Origin of the sequence: Bradyrhizobium sp. WSM1417, assembly GCF_000515415.1 — a bacterium.
Classification (GTDB): domain Bacteria; phylum Pseudomonadota; class Alphaproteobacteria; order Rhizobiales; family Xanthobacteraceae; genus Bradyrhizobium.
Genome location: NZ_KI911783.1, coordinates 6,195,833 through 6,218,395, shown reverse-complemented (window position 1 = coordinate 6,218,395; position 22,563 = coordinate 6,195,833). Strand labels below are relative to the sequence as shown.

Here is a 22,563-nt window from a genome sequence, read left to right as displayed (position 1 = left end):
CTTGGCCAAGCCCTTAGTGTGTACCTAGCGGCACTTACATACGAAAGAAAGCTGAACATGTCAGTTGATAATCTCGTGGGCAGATTTCGCAGCCGGAAGGCCATTGTCGGCGTTATAGGGCTTGGTTACGTCGGCCTTCCGCTCTGCATCGCTATAGCCGAATCTGGTTCGCGCGTGATTGGCTTTGACATTGATCCTGAAAAGCCGGAGCTACTGGCAAATGGACAAAGCTATATCAAACACATCGAAGCCAGCAAGATAGCGTTGGCCAACCAGAGCGGCCGCTTCCAAGCAACATCAAACTTTTCCCGCCTACGCGAAGCCGACGCCATCCTCATCTGCGTTCCGACTCCTTTGACGGCGCATCTCGAGCCTGATCTGTCGTTTGTAGAGTCCACAGCGGCTGTGGTTTCCGCGAATTTGCGTGCAGGCCAGTTGGTAGTTCTGGAATCGACAACGTTTCCCGGGACAACTCGTGAGGTGTTGCAGCCCATCCTCGAAAAAAGCGGACTCCGCAACGGTGTCGATTTCTTTCTAGCATTTTCTCCCGAGCGCGAGGACCCCGGCAATCCGGATTTCAGCACCACTCGGATTCCAAAAGTCATTGGGAGCGATGATCTACTCGCACGCGAACTGGCGGTCGCCCTTTACGACGGCTTCATTGCGAAGACAGTTCCAGTATCGTCAGCTGCAACCGCTGAAGCGGTAAAGATTACCGAGAACATTTTCCGCGCCGTCAATATTGCCCTCGTAAATGAGCTGAAGATAATATACAAAAAAATGGGAATCGACATCTGGGAAGTGATCGAAGCGGCCAAGACCAAGCCGTTTGGCTTCATGCCATTCTATCCCGGCCCGGGTCTCGGCGGTCACTGCATCCCGATCGACCCTTTCTATCTCACCTGGAAAGCTCGAGAGTTCGGAATCGCGACGCGGTTTATCGAACTGGCCGGCGAAATCAATTCCAACATGCCTAGCCACGTTATCAGCGAGCTGGCGATCGCGCTCGATCGTGAGTTCCGGAAGGGGTTAAATGGCTCGCGCATTCTAGTGCTGGGGCTGGCTTACAAGAAGAATATCGATGACATCCGGGAGAGCCCATCTCTCGTCTTGATCGAGTTACTTGAAGCGCGCGGAGCAACTGTCGAGTTCTATGACCCCCATGTTCGGATTATTCCTCCGACGCGAGAACACGGAGACCTGGCCAACAGGAAATCTATCGCGTTCGGTCCGGAAATCGATTCATATGATGCGGTGCTGATCGCCACTGATCACGACGACGTCGATTATGCAGCGCTGGTCAAGTGGGCGCGTCTTGTGGTCGATACGCGCAACGCTTGCGGCAAGCGAGGATTGATTGGAACTCATATCGTCTCTGCCTAAAGCGGCTGTCAGGCGAGATGTTCTTTATTCGTAGCCTGCATCAGCAGTGCATCCTGACTCCAAGCGCCAGCGTATGTACTCCACATCAATGCAACCAACCAGAACAGCCGAAAATCGTAGAAATCGCCGCCTGCCAAGGCAGAAATGAACATAAACAATCCAAAACCCCCGATGGCAAGCAAGGCGGGCTCGCGCCCGACAAACCGAAAGAACCCTGCAAGCGCGAAAACTAGCGCAACGACAAGAAGACCGACACCCACGATTCCAGAATCGTAGAGTAGTTCAAGGATGATGTTGTGCGGGTAGTTGTACTGCTCAAGCCTGTACCCCGCGCCGGGATTCAGCGCTAGCACACGAAAGTTCGCGATTCCGTGACCGAACAGTGTGGGCTGCTCTAGGGCCTTAAATAGGAAGAACAGGCGCTGAGATTGGTCGATCAATGTCCTCTCATGGCAAGTCACTCTGGCTTTCTCGCCGCCGTTCTGATCGTCCAAGACACACCAGCGAAATTCAGTCGAGAAACTGAAACCAGGAGCAAGAAAGTGGCCTGCAGCGGCTCCTTTTTCGGATTCTGTGATCCCAGGCTCATGAAGGGCGCTCTTGGTCTTGTTTGAAGGAACTACCAATTGATAGCGCTTTTCTATTTGTGCGAGATCACTTTCGGTTGGAGCGGTTTGCTGGGAGGCGAACGCAGTATTGGCGCGCATGTAGAATTTGCTTGCCAGAAATTCATGCCAACCGAGAAAAACAAAGATGGAGATCGTCACAAGCATCGTGAGGGTGCGCCAATTACGTTGTGCGATCAGTCCTGCCGTCAGCACCAGAATAGCAATCGCGGCCGCTCCATAAGCAGCCTTCGACAGCGAGGCCAAAGTCGCAAACAGAAAAACGCCAAGGAGCATACTTCCGAAAGCTAGATGGCATTTGTTGTGCAAAATCATCCACAAAGCACAACTGAAACCCAGGAATTCGAGCCGGTAAAATGTCAAAGGACCTCCGACTGCGGCCCAACCCAACCCATTCAATTCCGGGTTCGCTGCGACGCCCGTCAGAGCAAGCAGAAAGAGGGCTCCGCTGACGATCAAAACCGTCGCGCCGCAAATCTTGTATCTGGCTGCATCCGAAGCGACGATTACAGCCAAGTAGCAGAGAATGATCAGATAGATCAGGTCGACAACTTTCCGGGCCGTGAGGTCGGCGGCGCCGAATGGTGCGCGTAGGATCAGATAGACAATCAGGACGAAAACACCGCAGAAAGAGAAGCTATTCCAGCGATTCCAGTCGATCAAGCGCGCGAACGGGAGCAGGAGAATTACGGCCACGATGGTGGTCCATAGCCGCACTTCAAGAAGCCACGGAGGGAATACCTCGCCCATGAACCTCGTTGCAGAAAGCTTGCCGGAGATTGCTGCGACCGCGAAGGCGAATGCCCCAAGGAGGTCTCGCCGTTCAAGCAGTTTAGGCAAGGAGATGTTGTGCAGCATTTCGGTCCCACCGAGGTGCGCCGGTGCAAACGGCCAACGTCAAAGAAGCTGGAGAAATCACTTCTGCAAGGGTGCTTTCAAATCGCACACAAAAGTTAGACGGGTCAACAGGAGTAGGTGAGACTAGCAATGGGTGGTTTTTGGAGACCCCGCTGGTGTTGAGAGGCCAAGTTTGGTTCGCAGGAGGTGAGCCAACAATGCCACGGTTCCCGCCAGAGCCATCAGAGCTGAGGCAGGAAGCCAGAATTGTTCCGGCAGAGTTGCGACAACGACAACCTGAACGCTCGCGATCACAACTTGCGCCAGCACAATTTGATAGTCGTACTGGCCGCGAGACCAAAAAAAGTAACGTAATTCTAGCAGACTAATCATTGCAGCGAAAAACAGAAGCGCCCAGCCGATCAAGTGCCAGTCGAAGCGGCGGATGGTGAACGGTATCGGGAGCAAGATGAACGCACATCCTAAAAGGACAAAACAGGTAAGGAGCAAACAGGCAGTCCTGACCGAATCTCTAAGAGTTCCCACCCCCTTGCAGTAGAGCGAATAATTTCGGTTCACAACGACCATGCCAAGCTGCCAAACAGCCTCCGCTAGCGTGAGGGCCATGGCCAGCGCGTCGGCGGGCACGGTGGCAAACAGGATCCCGGGCACCAAAATCAGAGCTCTAAAGTCAACGAGAAGGAGGATCGCCGACACGCTCTTGATGTTGCCCGTCTTCAGCAGGCGACGCACGATCGAGATCGAGTAGATGCGTTGCCTATGGCTGCTTGGGGATAGAAGGCCGCCGCAGGCGCCAATCGCAATCACAACCGCCAGGTGTGCCAATGCAAACTGCAAAAGGAGTCGTTCGAGATCGGGAGCCAGAAGAAATGCGCAAAGTCCAACGAAAAGAGGAATGGGCAAGTTAATCAGCAGTTCATAGTAATGCGGCCGGCTTGAACGCAGGATGCCCGATAAGATCAAGTAGCTGAGATTGGCGGCCGCCACAGCAGCAGCGATCGACACGATGCCGCCTACAATCGCATAAGCCGCGAGACAAAGGCCTGCAGCGATCAGGACCATATGAAAGAGCGGGGCCAAGCTCCGTTCGATAGCCTTCCGGCCGCGCGTGAACACCGGAAGCGCATCGAGTGCCCCGAGGGACAACCCGACTGCCACAAGCATCGTAATAGTCGAGGCGAGGCTATATCCACCGAAAACGCCATCTGCTAACCGCGGAATGATTAGGAAGACGAATGCCGCCTTTGCCAGAAGCGCGAGAACTTTCCAGAACGCGCCATGCGCGTACCCAGGGAGCGAGTGAAGTGTCATGGAGCGCGTTCTGATTCCATCTCGGATCCGGAGATCAACCTGTGGGAGCCATATGGCACTCGCGGTGAAAGCGCAATGATCTCTGCATATTACCAAAAATCGCCGGAATTGGGCTTGTTGCAAATCGGGGACAGTTGCTTTAAGACCCGTAGGGCGCTGGTGTCGTCGCTGCCCCGCACCCTGTAACCCATTCGAACAACAGTTGATTTGATAGTCGCATGCAAACGGCTGCGGATTTCAGCACGATCACGGAACTTGCTGGCGATGAGGTGACTCGACAGCAGGTTGCGAGCGCTTGTCATCGCTATTATTGGGCGGCAGCATATTGCGAAGAGAAGGATGTGTTGGAAGTTGCTTGCGGTAGCGGTTTCGGGCTGGGCTACCTGGCGCAGCGGGCCCGAACTATCTATGCTGGCGATATCAATCCCACATTGGTGGCACGGGTGACTGCCCATTATGGCCGCCGGGTTCCGACCCAAGTGATCGACGCACAGGCGCTGCCTTTCGGGGACAACTCGCTCGACGTGATCGTTATTTTCGAAGCGCTGTACTACTTGCCGGACCCTTCAGCGTTCGTTGCTGAATGCCGCCGCGTGCTTCGCTCAGGCGGCTATGTCCTGGTTACGAATTCTAATAAAGACATGCCGGATTTCAATCCGAGCCCCTATTCGCACACCTACCATGGCGTACAGGAACTCGGCCGCTTGTTCGATCCGGACGCGTTTACGACAACCTTTTTCGGCTACTGGACCTATGAAGCCGCGCCTCTATGGCAGCGGGCGCTGGTTCCAGTGAAGAGAGCGGTTGTGGGCTTGAATTTGATGCCGAAGACGATGAACGGGAAGAAGTTCTTGAAGCGGATCGTGTTCGGCTCCCTTGTACGCATGCCGATCGAAATTAGCGAAGGGATGATCGAATATGAGCGGGCGGTGCCAATTCCGGCTGGCGTTCCCGACCGGCGGCACAGGGTAGTCTACTGCGCAGCCCAGCGTCATTGAATTTCAGGAGTGTGCCTCGGCACGGATCACAAATGAAGAAGATACCGTTTTTTGACTATCCGGCACTGTTCCGTCTTTATGAGGCCGAGTTCGTCGAGGCATTTCGGAATGCGAGCGGGCGCGGCGCCTTCATTATGCAGAAGGATCTGGATGACTTCGAGAGGACGCTCGCCGAATATACCGGCGCGAAGCATGCGATCGGAGTCGCCGACGGAACGATGGCCCTCTTGATCGGGCTTAGGTCTGCCGGGATCCGGCCGGGGGATGAAGTTCTGGTGCCGTCGCATACCTTCGTAGCAAGCGCGGCTGCGGCACATCACGCGGGTGCGGTACCTGTTCTCGTCGACTGCGGCCCGGATCACCTGATGGACGTGGCCTCCGCAGAGAAGGCGATCACGAACCGAACTAGCGCGATCATGCCGGTCCAGCTGAATGGTCGCGTGGCCAACATGGACGCGATTTGCGAAGTTGCGGCGAAACATGGCCTCAAGGTTATTGAGGACAGTTGCCAGGCCTTGGGTGCGAAATTCCGAGGTAAACAGGCGGGCCGGTTCGGCGCAGTGGGGGCTTTTTCGTTCTACCCGTCGAAGACGCTCGGCTGCTTCGGAGATGGCGGTGCCATCATCACGGACGACGATTCCATCGCAGATAACGCCCGTATGCTGCGCGATCATGGCCGCGGAAAATCCGGCAAGGTCGAGGCCTGGGGCTATAATTCGCGGCTCGACAACATTCAGGCTGCACTTCTCAACGTCAAATTCCGCTACTACGACAAGGAAGTCGAACGTCGCCGCTCGATTGCGCGGCAATATCACGAGCGTCTCAAGACTATCGAGAAACTCAGGCTGCCGCCGCCTCCTGATTCCGAGCCGGACCATTATGACATTTTCCAGAACTACGAGATCGAGGCGGAAGATCGCGACGAACTTAAGGCGTATCTTCAGGACCGGGGCGTCGGCACAATCATCCAGTGGGGCGGCTATACCATTCACCAGTTCGAGAAGCTGGGGCTCAGCGGCAATGTGCCGTACACCGAGAGCATGACACAACGGTATTTGCTTTTGCCCATGAATGTGTCAGTGGATGACGAGGCCGTGGCATATATCAGCAGCGCCATTGCAGAATTCTATCGGCGTGGAACGCCTGAACGCTGATCCTGTATTCGAGAGCTTAATATGACTCACAACGAGCCCGCGGTGGCCGGCGGCTTTCGTACCGAGGCGGAGCAGCACGAGGCTGCGGGCAACAAGCTGTTGTTCGAAGCCAATGCGCTGCCGTGGGAAAAGAAGATCGAGAACTTCCCGAAGTATGTCCGGCGGCAGAACCTGACTCGTTTCCTCGCACTTTACGAGATTTTCAAGCAAGTCGTCGAGGTCAAGGGCTCGATTATCGAATGTGGCGTGCATCAGGGGTTCGGAATCATGACCTGGGCCAAGCTTTCGGCCATCATGGAGCCGGTCAATCTGACGCGCAGAATCTACGGCTTCGATACTTTCGGCGGATTTCCCGATCTCGACTCGAAGGATATCGCGGATGCCAGCAAACATGTGAAGGCAGGTGATCTCGCCGCCGACAGCTACGACGAAATCATGCAACTCAGTGCGATTCACGATTCCACGCGCTTCATCGGACACATCCCAAAGGTCAAGCTGATCAAGGGCGATGGCGCCAAAACCATCCCGCAGTTCGTTAACGAGCATCCGCACCTTGTGGTATCGCTGCTGTTCCTCGACTTCGATCTATACGAGGGGACTAAGGTAGCGTTGGAAAGTTTCGTTCCACGAATGCCGAAGGGGGCCATCATAGCGTTCGACGAACTGGACAATCCACTGTGGCCAGGCGAGACGCTGGCCATGGTTGAATTCTGTCAGCGCCAGAAGCTGCAGTTGAGGCGTCTTTCCTTCGATCCCTATATTGCTTATGCGGTAATAGACTAGTCCGGCTGTCAAGGCTCGGCGGCGCGATACTGAGGACCTTCGGACCATGATCGGTAGCACACATCCCGAACAGGCTAATCGCTGGGAGTCCTCGGCTGAGCTTGCGTGGCGAATTCGCCGTCATGCCGTCGATATGGTCAATCGCGCAAAGACATCTCACATCGGCTCGATTTTTTCGATCTCCGATATCGTTGCGGTGCTGTACGATTCCATTCTGTCCGTCGATCCGCTCAATCCAAGTGACCCTGCACGCGACCGTTTTGTACTGAGCAAAGGCCACGCGGGTTGCGCTCTCTACGCAGCGCTGGCCGAGATGCAGTTCTTTTCGACCGAAGAGCTGAAGAAATACTGCATCAACGGTTCGCTTTTATCGGGCCACATCTCGCACAAAGGCATTCCGGGAATAGAACTCTCGACCGGTTCTCTGGGGCACGGGCTGTCGGTCGCAACCGGAATGGCGCTGAGCGCAAAGAAGCGCAAGGCATCGCATCGTGCCTTCGTTTTAATGAGCGACGGCGAATGCGATGAAGGTTCGAACTGGGAAGCGTTCCTGTTCGCGGCGCATCACAAGCTCGACAATCTCGTCGCGATCGTGGATTACAACAAGCTCCAGAGTCTGCGTTCAGTCGACGATACGCTGCGGCTCGAGCCGCTGCGAGACAAACTGGTGGCCTGCAACTGGGCCGTGGAGGAGATCGACGGTCACGATCACGCGGCACTGGTGCGCCAGCTTGCCCGTGTCCCGTTCGAGAGCGGCAAGCCGAGCCTTCTCATCGCCCACACAATCAAGGGACGCGGCGTTAGTTTTATGGAAAATTCCGTGCTTTGGCACTATCGCACCCCGCAGGGTGACGAGTATGTGGCCGCGGTAGCGGAGCTTGAAAGGGCGCGCCCCTAGCCATGAGAGACGGCTTTATTGGTACGTTAGTTGAGCTTGCTGGAGAGGACGAGCGCGTCATGCTCGTGACTGCCGATCTCGGCTTTGGTATCTTCGACGAATTTATCGCGCGGTTTCCGGATCGTTTTATTAATGTCGGCGTTGCTGAGCAAAATATGATCGGGATCAGTACTGGTCTTGCGCTGGATGGTTGGAAGATATTCGCTTATTCCATTGGCAATTTCTCCACGCTTCGCTGTCTTGAGCAGATCCGGAACGATGCGGCTTATCACGGCGCAAACGTTAACGTTATATGCAGCGGTGGTGGATTCACCTATGGGAATCTCGGTATGTCGCACCACGCGACCGAGGATATCTCGATCATGCGCGCGCTTCCGGGGGTGACTGTAGTCGCGCCTTGCGACCGGTTCGAAACCCGCCACGCCGTGCGTGCCCTTATTGCTGCGCCGGGCGTCGGCTATCTCCGTATCGAAAAGCAGGTTCCAATCGATACATCCGTCTCGGGCATTCCCTACAAGCTTGGGAAAGCGCGGCGTGTACGCGAGGGGCGAGACGTGACGATTATCGGCGCGGGCGGCGTTGTGGCCGATGCACTTGGCGCAGCCGATGAATTGTCGAAACAGAATATCTCTGCGAGGGTCGTGAGCATGCACACATTGACCCCTGTTGACGCTGAAGAAATTCGTGATGCTATCGCGACGACGAAGGCGATTGTCACCGTCGAGGAAAATCAAGTGAGTGGTGGACTGGGCGGTGCGGTGGCCGAAGTCTGCGTCGAGACTGGAATCGGTGTCAAATTCAGACGTCTGGGTTTGGCCGGTGTATATTCCGCAGTAGTCGGAGATCAGCAGTTTCTGCGCAATTACTACAAGGTCGATGCGTCGGCGATTTGTGAGGCAGTTCGCGAGTTATTTGGTTAGGGAGCGGCTAGAGAGGCCGGTTGGAGGTCATGTATTCCGTCTCGATGCGCGCATGCGACATCGTTCTCTCGCTGATCGGCCTGATCGTCTTTTCGCCTGTCATTCTGGCGGCGATGATAGCGGTTTGGTGGCAAGATGGCTCTTCTCCGTTCTACGTCGCCGAACGTGCCGGACGCGGCGGGCGGGCTTTCGAGATGGTCAAGCTGCGTTCGATGGTCAAGAATGCCGATCGCACCGGCGTTGCTTCGACCTCCAATACTGACATGCGGATCACGCGTGTCGGGCATTTAATCCGACGATATAAGCTTGACGAAATCACGCAGCTTTGGAACGTGCTGAAGGGAGACATGAGCCTCGTTGGCCCCCGTCCGAACGTTCTCCAAGCCGTTGGTGGTTACAGCTCGGACGAGAAAAAGCTGTTGACTGTGCGACCTGGAATTACCGATCTCGCTTCGATCGTATTCTCCGATGAAGGTGAAATCTTGCGCGGTTCTTCCGATCCTGACCTGCTTTACGAGCAAATCATTCGTCCATGGAAAAGTCGTCTTGGCCTTTTCTATGTTGAAAAGCGCAGCCTGGTCCTGAATCTAGAGCTGATCCTCCTGACCATCATCGCGATCGCTAACAAGCCGCTGGCGCTGGACGGCGTTCATCGAATCCTCGCGACGAACGGCGCGGATCCAAAGCTGATCGACGTGTCGCGCCGGGACAAGCCGCTGCCGGCCTTCCCGCCGCCGGGCATGAACGAAGTTGTCCAAACTCTCTACCCTCCCGTAAGCGTTTGAGGCATTCGAACGCGCTAAGGAAAAGGGCGCTCTGCCCTATCGAGCTTCTGCCGCCGCAGCGCTTTCAAAGGCGTACCAATGCTGATGTGATGTCGGCCCGGGTCGTAAGATCTCATTGGACCAAGACCACAAACAGGGTCGGATCAGCTCGATTTGGCGCGATCGAGTTGGCCTGTACCTACTCCTTGCATCGTCGATCGCGTCGAGCCGCTCAATAGTCGCGGGCTATCTATTTGCCAAGGCATCGACCTTTCCGTTACCGACAATCCCGTCAGTCTACCGGCGAGCTTCTTTATTCCGAAGTACGAACTTCCGGTGAGGCAATGCGACTATCTAGACGATTAAACTCCGGTACGGCTGCCGTGAGGACGGTCCGAAGCGTCAGCGAGTCATCCTGCTTAATCGCCCGCCTGAGCAACGTGATCCACTTGCGCAACTCATGCATAGGAGGTTGGTTCGGTTTAGCGGCCAAGACACCCGCTATCCCTATTTCGACCGCGGGTTCTTCGGAAGCAAACAAGATCTCGTTCAGGCGTTCCCCAGGACGCATACCAGTAAAGATAATCTCAATATCGCGGCCCGGCTGAAGGCCTGAGAGACTGATCATGCGTTCGGCAAGGTCCAAGATCTTAACCGGTCGGCCCATGTTCAGTACGTAAACCGAAACCTTCGATCGCTTTGTGAGGAGCGCATGTGCGGCCGCTGTGGCGACGAGATCGCAGGCCTCTCGAATCGTCATAAAATATCTTACCATGTCAGGATGCGTAACCGTGACGGGGCCGCCTGCCTCAATTTGCGCTTTGAATTTCGGCACAACTGATCCATTCGAGGCCAGAACATTACCGAATCTGACAGATATAAGCCGTGTAGGCAGTCTTCCGGGGTGTTCTTCTAGGGCCAGCTCATGATCGAGCGCCTGACAATACATTTCAGCGAAGCGCTTGGTCATGCCCAGCATTGAAACCGGCTCAATGGCTTTGTCGGTGGAAACCATCACCATTGCCTTGGCGCCGGCCGCAACAGCTGCATCAGCCACATTGATCGACCCAAAAATGTTGGTTTTAACGCCTTCACCAGGGTCGCGTTCGAGGATAGGGACATGTTTTAATGCCGCTGCATGAAAGACAAGATCAGGCTTGAACGCAGCCATCAGCTGCATCATGCGCTCGCGGTCACGGATATCAGCGACGCGTCCCTCGATAGTAGCACCGCTATGGAGAGCTTCCAGAGCTTCCGAAACCGCGTACAGAGCCGGTTCGGAATTTTCGACGATTAACAGCCGCGCGGCCCCGAATGCTAAAACCCGCTCGCATATCTGCGAACCAATCGAGCCTCCCCCGCCTGTAACAATAACAGAGGTGCCAGCTATTGTCTTCTCCAGAGAGGTGTAATCAACCTGCGCGCTAGAGCGGAGCAGTAAATCTTCGACAGCAACGTTCGTAAGACGCGGTACGTCTCCGCTCTCCAGCGAAGGCAGTCGGTTGACTATCAAGCCGAGGCGGCGAGCTCGCATAATAGTCGCCTCTGGCTGCGCCTCCGCTTCAAAGGCCGAAGGTGTCATGACAATGCGTCCGATCGACTTCTTACGCAGCGCAAAATCGTTCGTGACCTCCTCGAGGTCTTCTGTATTGCCTAGGACGGGCAAACCGCGAACTAATTGTCCTTGATCGGTGTTTGAGGGCGAAAGGATGGCGGCCGGCCAGATGCCTTTTATTGCTCCGCTCTCGATCCCACGTAGGACAACTTCGGCATCCGCGGCACGGCCGATCAAAAGCGTTGGCGTGGCTTCGCCAATCCGTGCATGCCGACGAACTCGCGTATAGCGAAAATAACGGTAAGCGACTCGTAGAAAACTGAGAAAGAAAACTTCAAGAAACCAGAATAGTACCAGAGTTATCTTACCGATGAAGTATGTGCCTAGTACATTGGGGGCCACAAGTATGTAATCAACCGCGAGGAGAGCTACGGTGAGAACGGTAGATACTTGCACGACATTGATGGCGTCCGGTAGGGAAAAGAACCGCCACTTCGTTGCAGTTAGTCCGAAGCTGAGGCAAACAACCGCCGTCAAAGCCAGGAAGTAAGGAAGGATTTCAAGCAGCAGGGGCAGGCTTGCAGAAAAACCATCACGCCCTTCGAATCGAAGATAGACCGCGCCGAATAGTGCTAAGCCGGTGGCTAGCAGATCGTGCAGCGCAATAAAAATGTTGCGTCGAGTGAGTTGGGATATCCGTTGCATGACTCAGTTAACTGCCAGCGGGACAGCATTCATCCAGCATGGTTCAAAAGTTCGCATCGTACGCCTTCAATTTAGCCGCCTCCGCCGCTCTTGCCCGTCGCCATAATTGCAACAGAGGGGCAGCTCAAGATTGCGAGAATCTGCCGTTCTCGCCGCACGGACCATCGCAAGGTCGGGCCCCGAAAGCAAGTTGTGTGGGACCGCCAGGTTCCGTGGTCCACCTGTCTAGACACAGAGTGCCTTAGCTTATAGTTCCAAGCTGAGGCCGCGTTCGTCCTGCAGTGTTGCGAGGGACATTGCGTCCTTTGATGGGTTTATTGGTCGGGAATTGCATTATGACCATTCTTAATGGCGATGGATCGCTAGCGTGCATTTGCCACGAACATCGGCCTGTGTGCGACTGTGCTACCGGAGAGCGGAACGAGAATGACGGAGCTGTTCGTTCCGCAAGAGAACAACCGAGCGCCGCGCACCAGGTTGCAAAAAGCAGATTGGTACGGTTTTTCCTTGCTTTTTGCGCGCGTTAGCCGTGGGCTCCTCGAGATCGCGGTGCTCCCATCTTAGGCTGTCGGAGCGATAACAGGAGCTAAGTCTCGGTTGACCAAGCAGCCTGAAATGTTGCGTCCGGTTAAGGCGGAATTGAGCCAGTGATTGAAGATCAGCGCAGACCTTAAGAGTGACCTTGCCCCTAGGTTTTATCCAGTTCTGAGTTCGTCCTTGCCGTTGGATTTGCCTGCTGGGCGGTGAGTGACAGGTCATCGCGAACTCGGACGGGGTTCTCCATCCGAGCTGCGAGTGGGGTCGCGTATCGTTGTAGTCGGCCCGCCAGCATCCAAGCGCGACGCGGGCTTGGGCCAATGACGTGAACAGCGTCTCGTTCAAAAACTCATCCCGCAGCCGACCTTTGAAGCTCTCGATGAAGGCGTTCTGCATGGGTTTGCCCGGCGCGATGTCGTGCCACGCGACACGGCCCTGGTCGGCCCATGCGAGAATCGCGTTGCTGGTGAGCTCGCTGCCGTTGTCGCTGACCACCATGCTGGGCGACGCACGTTAGCTTCTCTTCCCGATAGAGCCGGAAGAGCTTCTTGTGGTTGACCAGATACCCCTCCGCCTGAGCAGAACATGCAGCCGGTAGCGAAGCGGCGGCGCTGCTGGGCGATCGCCCTCATGCGCTGGCGAAGACCGATATCGTCGGCACGGGTCATCCGGTATCTCATCGTCATACGGCAGCAGCCCATGACTTTACACGCCCGCCGTTCGGTCATCCTTGTAATAGCGGAATCGAATATCATCGACCCGTTCCGTGAGGAATGGCCTGCTGCGGACTGCAATCCGCAGCAGGCCGCTGGCGATCGGATCGTACCCATCCTGAGCAGTTTGTGGCTGCCCCGTAGCGTGATCGCGCCAGCACCTTCATCGGACCCGGATGGTTGCCGGAACAATTTGGTTCGCTTCACAAGGCAGGGTCGAGGAAGATGGAAAAGACTAGCATGATTGTGGCCGGCATCGATACGGCCAAAGACAAGCTGGACGTTGCGATTTGCGGACAGACTCAGCGTTTACAAGTCGCAAACTCAATGCGGGGTTGGAAACAACTTCGTTTGGAGCTGACAAAGGCCGGAGTCGAACGCGTCGGGATCGAGGCGACCGGTGGTTACGAACGTGGTGTGGTCAGGCACCTGCAGGCGGCAGGTTTTCTCGTTCTGGTTCTCCAACCGATCCAGGTGCGGGCCTTTGCGCGCATGCACCGCCAGAGGGCTAAAAATGATGCGCTCGATGCGGCTTTGATTGCCGCATGTGCGACCGCAATCGAACCACATGAGATAGGGGCGGACCAGCGACTGACGGCACTTGCCGACGGCCTGACCTTCGTCGAGCAAATCGAAGAGGATATCGCTCGCTTCAAGACCCGGCTCGAGCACATTGCCGAACCGCGCCTGAAACGAATGGTTCTCGCCGACATTGCGCGGCTCAAGGTGCGAAGACTGGCGCAGCTACGCCTCATTGCCAAGCAATTGCGCGATCACCACGACCTGGCTGCCCGACTTGATCTCGTCATAAGCGTTCCGGGCATTGGCGAACGCACCGCGCTTGCCCTGATTATCCGGATGCCCGAGCTCGGCCGCATCAACCGGGAGCAGGCATCGGCGCTCGCAGGTCTTGCTCCCTTCGACGACGACAGCGGGAAATACAAAGGCCAGCGTCACATCGCCGGGGGCCGGGGCCGTCTTCGGCGCTCCCTCTACGCCGCCGCGCTCCCCGCAGCCTTCCGCTGGAATAAGGCCTTGATCAACCTCTACAGCCGTCTCACGGCCGCGGGGAAAGCCCACAACGTCGCTATGGTGGCTTGCGCCAGGAAGCTCCTGATCTATGCCAACACTGTCGTTGCCAGAGGTACGCCCTGGCGCGAAAACGTCATCCAGACTTAATGGTTGCTACGGGCATCCACCAGATGAGCGACAGCTTTCCGCTTCCTTGCGGGCGTCACCACTTCTTTCCCAGGAGATCCTTCAGCGCCGCATTGTCCAACGTGGCGTCAGCCAGAAGCCGCTTCAGCTTCGTGTTCTCGTCCTCCAGCGACCGCAGTCGCTTGGCCTCTGAGACGTCCATCCTCGCGCCGATTGGGAATGCTGACCAAGGTCGTTTACCTGATTAGTCTAAGGGGGAGCTGTAAGCAATTATTTAACCATGAGACTTTATCTTCTATCGCCTGGAGACCCGGAAATCTAGCAAACCGTTTCGAAGGTCACAGCACGCGGGTGATCCGGCTGGCCGATTTCAGGGAGTCGATATGAAAGAGCAATCTGCAATTGCTGCAGGTTTCATAACTGCAACTGCTGCCACGACTGTCGGTCTTTTTCTTCCGCTTTTGGCGGCGATGATCGGCACGATAGTTTCGCCTACGAAGGTAATTCAAGGCGGTGAAGCAAGTGCGTATTTCTGCCAATTTGCCGCCTCAGGCGTAAGGTGTCCGGGCGATACCGCTGCGCTCGGCAATGCTCAAAGCTTGTCAAGGTGAAACCGGGCGCGGAGAATGGCACCAGATCCGGCGTTAATGGTCGGGCATGTCGAAAAACGGCAGCAGCTTGCTAACAACGCCTCCACCGCGCCGGGTTATCAGCACACATCAGACGGTGCCTTGGCCATTCCCCTTGTTGCCGGGGTGGTGTCTTCTGCCCAACAACTCACTCGGGACTGAGATCTACGGGTAGCCAACGGGCGCTCGAGGCCGCAAATTGAGGCGGCCTGCCACTGCTGAAATCCAGCCTGACGTCAGCCCATCGGTTGCCGCATCCGCCGCAAACGAAGTGTGGCTCGATATCAGACAAGCGAACATAAGAGTTGAAACTATCGTTTTGGGCTGAGCGAAAGCGCGACCGCGGCTGGCGAAGCCGCGTTAGATCCCGCAAACTGCGGCGGATTGCCGGTGCCAAAATCCGGTCTGACCTGAGCCCCTCGGTTGCCGCATTCGGCGCATACCAAGCACGGCTCGATATCAGAGGACGTGGGTAGGCGTGTGTCGTCGGACAGAGCGAGGCATAGGGACTGCCGGCGAGCCTCCGTCCTCAGGTCTCAGTTCGTCGCCGAATACGACTGCTGCTCGCACTTTTCTAGGATGACGGACATTCTAAAGTCCTTGTACCCGTCATCGAAGAACACGGAATACGTCGGGCGTGGCTGGTCAGGCAACGGGCTCGCCTCTCTCAGGCAGACAAAGTAATCGCCTGGTCCGTGGTCAGCCTTCCGTAGGGCTGAGACCTCAACCGGCGTAGCTAGCTTTGCTGCTTTGGCGGCAATCTGAACGCCCTTTTTTATCGCTTCTTCGGTGGGTGCCTGCACCGGCTGTAACTCCGGCACGGGCCCTGACGTGTCGGCCCACATTGAAGAACAGGCAGTCAGGAGCAAGCACAACAAAGGAGCGTAACGCATCACTGATCGATTCGCGCGGTGGGATATCGTCGCACCATATACGATCGGTTTCGGCGGACTACTAGCTGCTTCAGTTCGGCATTACCGCTCATCAACCCAACATGCCCCCGGGCGTCTCGGATCAGTGCTCCGCATCCCCCGGCGATCAAAATCTGACCAAGCTCTCTCATCTGGAGGCTTCCATCAAGCGTGTCATCGCCGGATGGCTCCGGTTCTTGACCTTGACCCAATGTTTCTGTCGGCCGCCGCGGTACGGCCGATTGCAGTGTTTGGAGACCAGCCCCTCCAAGCCCACGCGGCAAGCGGCATGGTACAGGTCAGGACCGATCTCGCCCCGCTCAAACGGCGCCACGGTGATCCCGTCCGGCCGTCGCGCTAGCAGTCTCTGGAGGTTGGCCTGGTGCAGGTGGAGCGGCAGGTCGCGAAGATCGTCACCGGCCAGCGCCAGCACGTCGAAGGCCTAGAGCTGCGCCTCGTATTCGTGCTTTCGGGAGTGCAGCGCGTTGAAGTCTGAGATGCCGTCAACGCCGAGAATAAAAGTGCATTAGAATCGTGAGATGCTGGCTTTCCGTTTTTCTCAGCTTCTGTCATGTTATGACGTTCATTTTTCAGGAGAGACGTCCGTGGCGACAGGCATTGTGAAATGGTTCAACGCGAGCAAAGGCTATGGCTTCATTCAGCCCGACGGCGGCGGTAAGGACGTCTTCGTGCACATTTCAGCTGTGGAGAAGGCCGGGTTCAGTAGTTTGGCGGAAGGTGCAAAGGTGAGCTACGAAATCGTGAGCGATCGCGGAAAGGAGTCAGCAGGTAATCTGAGACTATAGGCGAAGCTCCCACACACTGAGGCCGCCAGTTCACGCTGGCGGGCGATCATGATATGTCTGATTCCAAAGAGATCGGGTGCCCACCCATCTAAAATCTTGCGACCCACTCCCGCTCGCTCACAAGGTCGGCGGGTTTTCTTTGCCCGACCCGGTGGGCTAAATCTTTCAGGGAGCTAGCCGTGCCGCCGAAAGTAAGGCAGCAGCTTCTCGAAAATCTCGACCCGGTGCTGGTCGATTTCCCTACTTAACGCATCACTGAACCCGGGAGCTTGAGCGTGGATCGTTGCACGATCTGCCGAGACTTTCTTTGGCGTTCCATCGATGGCCACCCACCCAGTCAAGGTCTCGCCGTTCCATTCGACTGTCTGTTTGCGATCGATTGACATGCTCGACTCCGCGAATTGCCGGCGTGCTTTAGCAGCGCTCCGCGCTAAGTGCTGTTGCCAAACTGCTACACTGAATCGGGATTTGGCCCCGCAACAAACGCCCGCGCTCACACTGGCGCGGCGCCCCTGGGTAGCTTAGATATTGGATGTCGCGTCGCCCAAAGGAGCTAAGCTCATTCCCCGCACATGGATGATGTGGTGTGTCTACGTCTATTTCACGGCCGCAATCTTGGGCATTTACGCCGAACTATTGGCGCAGTACTAGCTGCGGCCTCTTTCGGCTCCCGGATATCCATCAAAGATCGATGTTCCAGCGGGCCAAAGCGTACCCGAGTGCGACGTCAATACCGACAATCCCCAATAGAACCAAAACAATCGTTGCAGTCATCACTGTATCCTCCGTGCGCGGGAATTAAGATCAGAAGGTTCAATTTCGTTCCTGTTTCGGACTCGCGGCCGCTCGCACTCGCGCGACCTCCTCGGTAATTGCCTAACTAACCTGGACCGCATGCCGATCAGCATCGTGTAGGCAACGCGCCGCCAGATCAGGTCCATCAGGGCTGGCATGCTCGTACCCCGGGTTTCGATCCGGCCAGCATCGACCTAGTCTGTTTCAGTGGGATTTCGTTGGGAAGAAAAAACAGTTAAAGGCCGGCTAGGCGACCGGCGATCCAGTGCCGCACGTGAGGTTTGGTGGTTTCCGACCCATCTAGTTAAATAACATAATCTTTTGATTCAAAACGCGCGGATCTTTGAGCGAATCGCGCTCATGATGCCGTCTTTCACGGCCGCCACCCGTTAGCGAGCTGGGTGCGCGCAAAGGGGCGCCGGCTTAAGGTGGTCGGGGATCCTTTAGCGCCGCATTGTCCAAGATGGCGTGAGCCAGAACGCGCTTCAGCTTCGTGTTCTCGTCCTCCAGCGACCGCAGTCGCTTGGCCTCCAAGACGACCATCCTGCGAACCCGGCCTTCCATGTGGATTTGGCATCTCTGACACCATGCTGCCGCAGAGATCGGCGACCGGAACCACCGCTTCGTGCTCCTTCAAAACCCCGATGATATGTTCTTCCGCAAACCGCTTGCGCTTCATGCTCTGGACCTCGTCTTGGGTCAGAACGAACTTCAAACTGGATTAAGGTCAGGCCTCATCTGCCTGGAGTTCGCGCCAACCCAGTAGATTTCGATCGGCGCTGGCGCTCGGCGGCAACCCTAACATCCACCCTAGTTCGGCGCAGATTGTTTACCTCCTTCAACAACAGCAGGCGGCGAAGTTGTGCTCCGTTCAACAGCGAATCGAATAGGGGAAGGGTCTCACGTGCTTGAACGTAGACCTCCATGCTGATGGCGTATTGGTCGTAACCTTGAGTTCCGAGTCGGGCTTCGATGTCGAGCGCAGCGGATGGGTCGAGTCGCCAATCCAGGGCGTTCTTTATGGTGTAGATCTCGGCAAGGTCTTGCAGGGCGGGCGCGATGCCGGCTACGTCCACACGACGAAGCATTGTTTCGATCGCCTTTTGCCGGTAGGTGCTGAGAAGCCTGTTGCGCAAAACGCGATACCGCAGCATCTCCCAAGACAATTCGGCGATGTCGAAAGCCAGGAGCCACTCAATCGCTGATCGAGGATTGATATCGCGCAAGACCGCGGCCTGAAGGTTATGATAGTGGTCGATACTCTCTCCCGGAAGAAGCTGGGGCGGCGGGCGCATGGCCTCTATCTCGGTTGGCATCGCAGCCACAGTCTGCGTCTGAAGTCGTTCAAGTTCAGCGTTCATTGCCGAGGCGTCTCAGGAAATGGGGGCGGGCACAGGCAAGGTGATGTTTGCTGCGTCCGTCGGATGGACCGGACTGACAATCCATAGCTCCTTTGCAATTGATAGCGGTGCGATCTGTAGGTTCGCCCACCACGCCTTCTCGTCGCCGTGTCGGTGGAGGGCTTGGTGATGCGACCGGCAGAGTGGAACAGTGAATTCATCGCTGACCTTGCGTCCCAGCGTGCGTGATTGCGCGAACTTCAGGTGATGTGCATCCGAAGGACTCCTGTTACAGACCAGGCACCCCTGACTGCGAACGAACGCGAGGTGGCCTTTGCTTCTCTTCCGTGGCAACTCTTTCGGAAACGCGAGGCCGACTGGTTGCGAGTTGGCGGTTTTAGCGTCGGTACCTTGGCGGTCGTCACTGTTGAGGATCTGTGGATGATCCCTGTCGGTCCCGATACAGGATCCTGCCTTCGCCTGCTGTTCGCGTTCGCTGACAACAGCTTGCTCGAACCTCATCTGGAAGGCAGCTTCTAGAACGTGAGCGTCCGCCTCTAGTAGGGTGTTCTTGAGAGGGAGGCTCGTCCTGGCCCATGCGAGTAGGCCGTCGCCGGCATCCAGAACGGCAAGCTCGTTCAAAAGCCGGTCCAATAACTCGGCCGAGCGTTCCGTTGATAGAACCGCAGGGCGGTTCAAAGTGCCCTTGGACGTCCTCCGCTGGGCAGCTGGAGCGGCTTGAGGTTGGATGGCACTCTGAGGGCCAGCGACCGCATCGGGCGCATCCAGATCGTCCTCACCGGCAATTCCAACAAGAGCGAACAGGGCATATCGGCGGGCATAGGTCAACGAGGCGCCCATACGGTGGGGGGCTTCAACCTCCTTTGCGGCGCAGACCGGCCAATCGGAGGAAATCCATTCGCCGGAGGCATGGGCCAACAGGGTCGTGAGATGCACCTGCCCGCTCGCGGGGTCGATCCGTGTAGTCTGGACGGTTGCAATCTCCTGCTGGCTTAGCGTCTTGCGGACGATGTCCAGGCCCGAGGCCAAGGAGGCGTAGCGGAAGGTCCGGTCGTCCTCTCGCGGGAAGGGGGAGCGGATGATCGCGGTGAGGGTCTTTTCCGGGTTGGTTAGCTCGGCCTGCGCCCGGGCGAGGGCACCCGCGATCGCCCCGATCCGCTCACTGGATTGATGCATCGGAAGCCTCCAAGGCGAGAGCGTCGAAGCTGATGGCGCCGGACTTGGAGCGCTTGGCCTTGATCCCGTGCCCGCTTGCCTCCTTGGCATCGTCGGGCACGAGCTTCTTCAACTCAGCTTTGGAGAGCTCGTGCTCCCCGTGGGCGTCCTTGCTGCGGAGATAGGTTGCTGCGAACTCGCCCCAGGCATTGGACGAAGACATATCGACGACCTTAACGGCCTCCAGCCTTGGTCGCGGCGTTTCGATGTTGAAGAGCAGAGGCGGTTCGCCACTCTGAACGCAGCGCCAAAACTTCTTCTCGGCCGTGAGGAGCAAATGCTGATAGAGCGGATCGGCGTGGATTTTGATCTCAACCCATTTGCCACCGCCGGTGATGATCGAGAGTACGGACGAGCGAGCGGCGACCACCCACATATTATGCTGCAGTTGGGCCATGTGCTTTTCGGCGGCGGCCTCCTCCGTGAACGCCCAGGGCAGCATGAACTTGGCCTCGAACACCGCTCCAGTCTGCTCGACCATGCCATCGAGTGTTGCCGCCATCCATTTGTGCACGGGATGCCGAACGCGCTTCTGGATGTCCGAAATGGTTTGTCCGGTCGAGCGCTGGTACCAGGCGCGATTGAGGACTTCTGTTATCGTGCCGAGCTGGACGATGAGATTATCCGAGAGATCTTCTGGTGCGACCTCTCCACGTTTCTCGTGCCACAGGCGAATGAGCTTGTCCTGATCGTCGCCCATGATGACACGCGCATCCGAGCCGCCGATGAAGTGGCGGCGGTCATTGGGGTTAAATCTGATAATGTGATTGGGCGCATCAGCGCCGTTTGATTGAACTGTTGTCACCGGTATCTCCTTCGCAAAAACAAGCGGCTTTACATGCCGCACTGCCTGAAGCCCCGCTTCCGCGAGGCGAGATACCGGCGCTACGATCGAAGGTGGCGCCCAGTCGAATCAGTAACGCTCCAATCGCGGATGAAGGCCAGTCCTTTCTGCAGCAACAATCTTGCTCGTTTTAGCGGCAGGAATGGCTCTTGTTCTCACGCGCTTAGGGCGGGGACGGGACGAGGCTGATCGGTATAATCCCGACAAAACGAAGCCAATTCACGCATGAACAGCAAAGACGTGGATGCAAAAGGGCGCGCTCGCAGCGAACGATGTTGTCCGGTCGCATGACATGTTGAAATGAAGCCGTGATTGTCGGAAGATCAGAGGGTGTCCCCTCCGACTTGGGCCTACGAGATTTGAAGCGTCCGGCAGTATTTTTCGATCGTGATGGCGTCCTCAATGAGGACGACGGCTACGCTTTCGAACCCGGCCAGATCCGGTGGGTGGAAGGAGCCCAGCAGGCCGTCAAAGCAGTCAATGACGCTGGGTATCTTGCGTTTGTCGTGACGAACCAATCAGGAATCGCGAGGGGGTTTTACGAGGAGCGGCATGTTCGCAATCTGCACGAATGGATGTTGCGTGAACTTGCTATGGTTGGTGCCCGTATCGATGCGTTCGAATTCTGCCCCCATCACCCCGATGGTCTGGTTGAGCGTTACCGTGTCCTCTGTAGCTGTCGTAAGCCGCAGCCGGGGATGATCAGAGCCCTCCTTGAGCGGTATTCGGTGGATATCGATGCTAGCTTCATGGTCGGCGACAAGCAGAGCGATCTTGCTGCGGCACAAGCGGCCGGAATAGCCGCCTATCTGTTTGATGGATCAAACCTACATACGTTCATTGCGCCGTTGTTGCCGGATCCGTCGTATCCTCCGTCGCATCGCCGAGGCGCGGCAACCGAGGATTGAGGCCGTGGTCTTCGCGATAAAGCGGATCGCTTGATTGCGAGATAGTGAAATCAAGGAGGCAAGTTGGCGTCAAAGCGACAAATCGAAGCCAATCGCGCAAACGCAGCGAGGAGTACCGGGCCGCAAACAAGCGTCGGCAAAGCAGCATCGAGCCGCAACGCCTATCGGCATGGCTTATCTCGTTGGGACGAACCCGCCGGTTCTGGTTTCGATGCAGTCCTTGCGGAAGGCTTCAAAGGTACGGACATGCATGTCGCAGGTCAAGATTTGGCTCAAGCTAGGAGCCGCCAGGATCGCCTGCGAGCTCTTAGGTTAATTCTGATGTTGGCGGTGATCGAGGGCGCGGAACCAAAGCAAATGAGATATTTGTCGAGCTTGGAACGGTATGAGAAGGCTGCTCTCTCGCGGCAACGGCGGGGGCTCAAACATTTCAAGCGGAATGCCGGATGAGAACCACGAGCTGAGTAGGAAACTGGCAGTGTAGGGTCTCAGGCCGGAGAGCGTCGCGCCGATTGGTCGCGCTGCTAGTATTTCAAGTCTTGGAGGCTGCATGAACTACATTTTCCCACTGCTGGCTGTCGCGATCACCATCGGCCTGTTTGTGCTCTACGCAATGGTGCGGCAGAACTCGCGTCGATCCCGCCGCGCCAATGAGGTTCGTCACTGGCCGGATTCGAGCCTGAGATAGCGATCGGCCGTAGAAGCGTCCATTCAGCATGCGCAGGCAAATC

At 56.6% G+C, this 22,563-nt stretch carries 20 protein-coding genes and 3 pseudogenes; 12 read left to right on the top strand and 11 right to left on the bottom strand.

Features of this window, described 5'->3' with window-relative positions; all coding sequences use genetic code 11:
• The first annotated feature begins 57 nt into the window (after nucleotides 1-57).
• Nucleotides 58-1,383 carry a nucleotide sugar dehydrogenase gene (locus tag BRA1417_RS0130610; protein ID WP_051448511.1) on the top strand — a complete coding sequence of 442 codons (1,326 nt, stop codon included), beginning with the start codon at nucleotides 58-60 and terminating at the stop codon, nucleotides 1,381-1,383.
• A gap of 8 nt (nucleotides 1,384-1,391) precedes the next feature.
• Here the strand turns inward: BRA1417_RS0130610 and BRA1417_RS0130605 are convergent, their stop codons facing one another.
• Nucleotides 1,392-2,867, bottom strand: a complete 1,476-nt coding sequence (locus BRA1417_RS0130605) for an O-antigen ligase (RefSeq protein WP_027519047.1) — start codon at nucleotides 2,865-2,867, stop codon at nucleotides 1,392-1,394.
• 123 nt (nucleotides 2,868-2,990) lie between these two features.
• Nucleotides 2,991-4,178, bottom strand: a complete 1,188-nt coding sequence (locus BRA1417_RS0130600) for a hypothetical protein (protein ID WP_027519046.1) — start codon at nucleotides 4,176-4,178, stop codon at nucleotides 2,991-2,993.
• A gap of 218 nt (nucleotides 4,179-4,396) precedes the next feature.
• On the opposite strand from BRA1417_RS0130600, the gene BRA1417_RS41845 reads away from it, so the two are divergent.
• Genes BRA1417_RS41845 through BRA1417_RS0130570 form a run of 6 tightly spaced genes read left to right on the top strand, consistent with a single transcriptional unit; the run spans nucleotide 4,397 to nucleotide 9,716 of the window.
• Nucleotides 4,397-5,176 (top strand): class I SAM-dependent methyltransferase, encoded by a 780-nt coding sequence (locus BRA1417_RS41845; RefSeq protein WP_051448397.1) that lies wholly within the window; start codon nucleotides 4,397-4,399, stop codon nucleotides 5,174-5,176.
• Nucleotides 5,177-5,208: 32 nt separating this feature from the next.
• Nucleotides 5,209-6,330, top strand: coding sequence for a DegT/DnrJ/EryC1/StrS aminotransferase family protein (locus BRA1417_RS41040; RefSeq protein WP_035968899.1), 1,122 nt, complete (start codon nucleotides 5,209-5,211; stop codon nucleotides 6,328-6,330).
• A gap of 21 nt (nucleotides 6,331-6,351) precedes the next feature.
• Nucleotides 6,352-7,113 (top strand): TylF/MycF/NovP-related O-methyltransferase, encoded by a 762-nt coding sequence (locus BRA1417_RS0130585; protein WP_027519045.1) that lies wholly within the window; start codon nucleotides 6,352-6,354, stop codon nucleotides 7,111-7,113.
• A gap of 46 nt (nucleotides 7,114-7,159) precedes the next feature.
• Nucleotides 7,160-8,011, top strand: a complete 852-nt coding sequence (locus BRA1417_RS0130580; RefSeq protein ID WP_035968898.1) for a transketolase — start codon at nucleotides 7,160-7,162, stop codon at nucleotides 8,009-8,011.
• A 2-nt stretch (nucleotides 8,012-8,013) separates the two neighbouring features.
• Nucleotides 8,014-8,931, top strand: a complete 918-nt coding sequence (locus BRA1417_RS0130575) for a transketolase family protein (protein WP_027519043.1) — start codon at nucleotides 8,014-8,016, stop codon at nucleotides 8,929-8,931.
• 29 nt (nucleotides 8,932-8,960) lie between these two features.
• Complete coding sequence (locus BRA1417_RS0130570; protein ID WP_027519042.1) at nucleotides 8,961-9,716, top strand: sugar transferase; 756 nt, start codon at nucleotides 8,961-8,963, stop codon at nucleotides 9,714-9,716.
• 292 nt (nucleotides 9,717-10,008) lie between these two features.
• Here BRA1417_RS0130570 and BRA1417_RS41035 read toward each other — a convergent pair whose 3' ends face one another.
• Together BRA1417_RS41035 and BRA1417_RS43100 are read right to left on the bottom strand one after the other, a co-directional pair.
• On the bottom strand, nucleotides 10,009-11,955 hold the full coding sequence (locus BRA1417_RS41035; RefSeq protein ID WP_035968896.1) for an SDR family NAD(P)-dependent oxidoreductase: 1,947 nt from the start codon (nucleotides 11,953-11,955) through the stop codon (nucleotides 10,009-10,011).
• A gap of 747 nt (nucleotides 11,956-12,702) precedes the next feature.
• Nucleotides 12,703-13,220 (bottom strand): annotated as a pseudogene (locus BRA1417_RS43100) (integrase core domain-containing protein); the annotation flags it as partial.
• A gap of 225 nt (nucleotides 13,221-13,445) precedes the next feature.
• Between BRA1417_RS43100 and BRA1417_RS0130555 the strand changes: the two are divergent.
• Complete coding sequence (locus BRA1417_RS0130555) at nucleotides 13,446-14,384, top strand: IS110 family transposase (protein WP_245286133.1); 939 nt, start codon at nucleotides 13,446-13,448, stop codon at nucleotides 14,382-14,384.
• 20 nt (nucleotides 14,385-14,404) lie between these two features.
• Here the strand turns inward: BRA1417_RS0130555 and BRA1417_RS44370 are convergent.
• Nucleotides 14,405-14,565: pseudogene (locus tag BRA1417_RS44370) on the bottom strand (IS3 family transposase); the annotation flags it as partial.
• Between the two features lie 181 nt (nucleotides 14,566-14,746).
• Between BRA1417_RS44370 and BRA1417_RS44365 the strand changes: the two are divergent.
• Nucleotides 14,747-14,974, top strand: coding sequence for a hypothetical protein (locus BRA1417_RS44365; RefSeq protein WP_156948988.1), 228 nt, complete (start codon nucleotides 14,747-14,749; stop codon nucleotides 14,972-14,974).
• Nucleotides 14,975-16,051: 1,077 nt separating this feature from the next.
• Here BRA1417_RS44365 and BRA1417_RS41015 read toward each other — a convergent pair.
• The gene (locus BRA1417_RS41015) at nucleotides 16,052-16,336 is read right to left on the bottom strand and encodes a hypothetical protein (protein WP_371260007.1); all 285 of its coding nucleotides are present in this window, start codon (nucleotides 16,334-16,336) and stop codon (nucleotides 16,052-16,054) included.
• Between the two features lie 172 nt (nucleotides 16,337-16,508).
• Between BRA1417_RS41015 and BRA1417_RS0130535 the strand changes: the two genes are divergently transcribed.
• Nucleotides 16,509-16,709, top strand: coding sequence for a cold-shock protein (locus tag BRA1417_RS0130535; RefSeq protein ID WP_027519039.1), 201 nt, complete (start codon nucleotides 16,509-16,511; stop codon nucleotides 16,707-16,709).
• A gap of 173 nt (nucleotides 16,710-16,882) precedes the next feature.
• Here the strand turns inward: BRA1417_RS0130535 and BRA1417_RS0130530 are convergent, their stop codons facing one another.
• From BRA1417_RS0130530 to BRA1417_RS0130510, 5 genes and pseudogenes are all read right to left on the bottom strand, one after another.
• Nucleotides 16,883-17,095 carry a hypothetical protein gene (locus BRA1417_RS0130530; RefSeq protein WP_027519038.1) on the bottom strand — a complete coding sequence of 71 codons (213 nt, stop codon included), beginning with the start codon at nucleotides 17,093-17,095 and terminating at the stop codon, nucleotides 16,883-16,885.
• 847 nt (nucleotides 17,096-17,942) lie between these two features.
• A pseudogene (locus BRA1417_RS41010) lies at nucleotides 17,943-18,183 on the bottom strand (transposase); the annotation flags it as partial.
• Nucleotides 18,184-18,238: 55 nt separating this feature from the next.
• Nucleotides 18,239-18,865 carry a hypothetical protein gene (locus BRA1417_RS41005; protein ID WP_051448396.1) on the bottom strand — a complete coding sequence of 209 codons (627 nt, stop codon included), beginning with the start codon at nucleotides 18,863-18,865 and terminating at the stop codon, nucleotides 18,239-18,241.
• Between the two features lie 12 nt (nucleotides 18,866-18,877).
• Nucleotides 18,878-20,041, bottom strand: coding sequence for an ERF family protein (locus BRA1417_RS0130515; RefSeq protein ID WP_027519037.1), 1,164 nt, complete (start codon nucleotides 20,039-20,041; stop codon nucleotides 18,878-18,880).
• Nucleotides 20,025-20,843, bottom strand: coding sequence for a YqaJ viral recombinase family protein (locus BRA1417_RS0130510; RefSeq protein WP_371260026.1), 819 nt, complete (start codon nucleotides 20,841-20,843; stop codon nucleotides 20,025-20,027). Before BRA1417_RS0130510 ends, BRA1417_RS0130515 begins: the two co-directional genes overlap by 17 nt.
• Nucleotides 20,844-21,283: 440 nt before the next feature.
• Here BRA1417_RS0130510 and BRA1417_RS0130505 point away from each other — a divergent pair, with 440 nt between their 5' ends.
• Together BRA1417_RS0130505 and BRA1417_RS44360 are read left to right on the top strand one after the other, a co-directional pair.
• Nucleotides 21,284-21,832, top strand: a complete 549-nt coding sequence (locus tag BRA1417_RS0130505) for an HAD-IIIA family hydrolase (protein ID WP_027519035.1) — start codon at nucleotides 21,284-21,286, stop codon at nucleotides 21,830-21,832.
• A 550-nt stretch (nucleotides 21,833-22,382) separates the two neighbouring features.
• The gene (locus BRA1417_RS44360) at nucleotides 22,383-22,520 is read left to right on the top strand and encodes a hypothetical protein (protein WP_156948987.1); all 138 of its coding nucleotides are present in this window, start codon (nucleotides 22,383-22,385) and stop codon (nucleotides 22,518-22,520) included.
• Nucleotides 22,521-22,563: the final 43 nt, after the last annotated feature.